The organism is Microcoleus sp. MON2_D5 (genome assembly GCF_036701905.1).
Taxonomy (GTDB): domain Bacteria; phylum Cyanobacteriota; class Cyanobacteriia; order Cyanobacteriales; family Microcoleaceae; genus Microcoleus.
In genome coordinates, this window is the sequence record NZ_JAUBRM010000172.1 from 1 (window position 1) to 917 (window position 917).

Here is a 917-nt window from a genome sequence, read left to right on the forward strand (position 1 = left end):
GTGGGAGTCGGAGTCGGAGTTTCCGTGGGAGTCGGAGTCGGAGTTTCCGTGGGAGTCGGAGTCGGAGTTTCCGTGGGAGTCGGAGTCGGAGTTTCCGTGGGAGTCGGAGTCGGAGTTTCCGTGGGCGTCGGAGTCGGAGTTTCCGTGGGCGTCGGCGTCGGAGTTTCCGTGGGAGTCGGAGTCGGAGTTTCCGTGGGAGTCGGCGTCGGAGTTTCCGTGGGCGTCGGAGTCGGAGTTTCCGTGGGAGTCGGCGTCGGAGTTTCCGTGGGCGTCGGCGTCGGAGGGTTATTTACAATAATGCTTGCTGTGACGATCGCAGAATCAGCTTTCCCGTCATTAGCTTTGTAGGTAAAAGAGTCTGTCCCTGCAAAACCAGCATTCGGAGTGTAACTGAAAGAACCGTTAGCGTTGAAGGCGATCGACCCTGTAGCCGGATTTGTCACCAGAATTGCCGTCAGCGGGTCGTTTTCCGGGTCTGTATCGTTGATTAAAACTCCCAAACCAGTCACGTTGAGACCCGTATTAAAAGCAGTAATATAGCTGTCAGAATTCGCCACAGGCGGGTTATTGTTGACGCTGACAGTCACGGTAGCGGGTGCAGAGTTAACTATCCCGTCACTGACTGTGTAGGTAAAGGTGTCTGTTCCAGAAAAGCCTGCGTTAGGAGTATAAGTGAAAGAACCGTCGTTGTTGAGGGCGATCGACCCTTGCGTCGGATTTGCTGCCACCGCAGCAGTCAGCGTGTCTAAATCTGCGTCGGAGTCGTTGGCTAAAACTCCCGGCACTATTACGCTGAGGACTTTTCCCGCACTGATGCTGTAGGTATCGGGTTGTGCGATGGGTGGACTATTTGTGACATTGATATTTGCCGAAGTTTCTGGTGAAGTAACCGCCCCATCGCTGACAGTGTAGGTGAA

Annotated in this window: 1 protein-coding gene; it reads right to left on the reverse strand. The window is 54.4% G+C overall.

What is annotated here, in order from left to right; all coding sequences use genetic code 11:
- The coding region (locus QUA47_RS29965; RefSeq protein ID WP_333433495.1) for a cadherin-like domain-containing protein at positions 1 to 917 on the reverse strand (917 nt) is incomplete at both ends.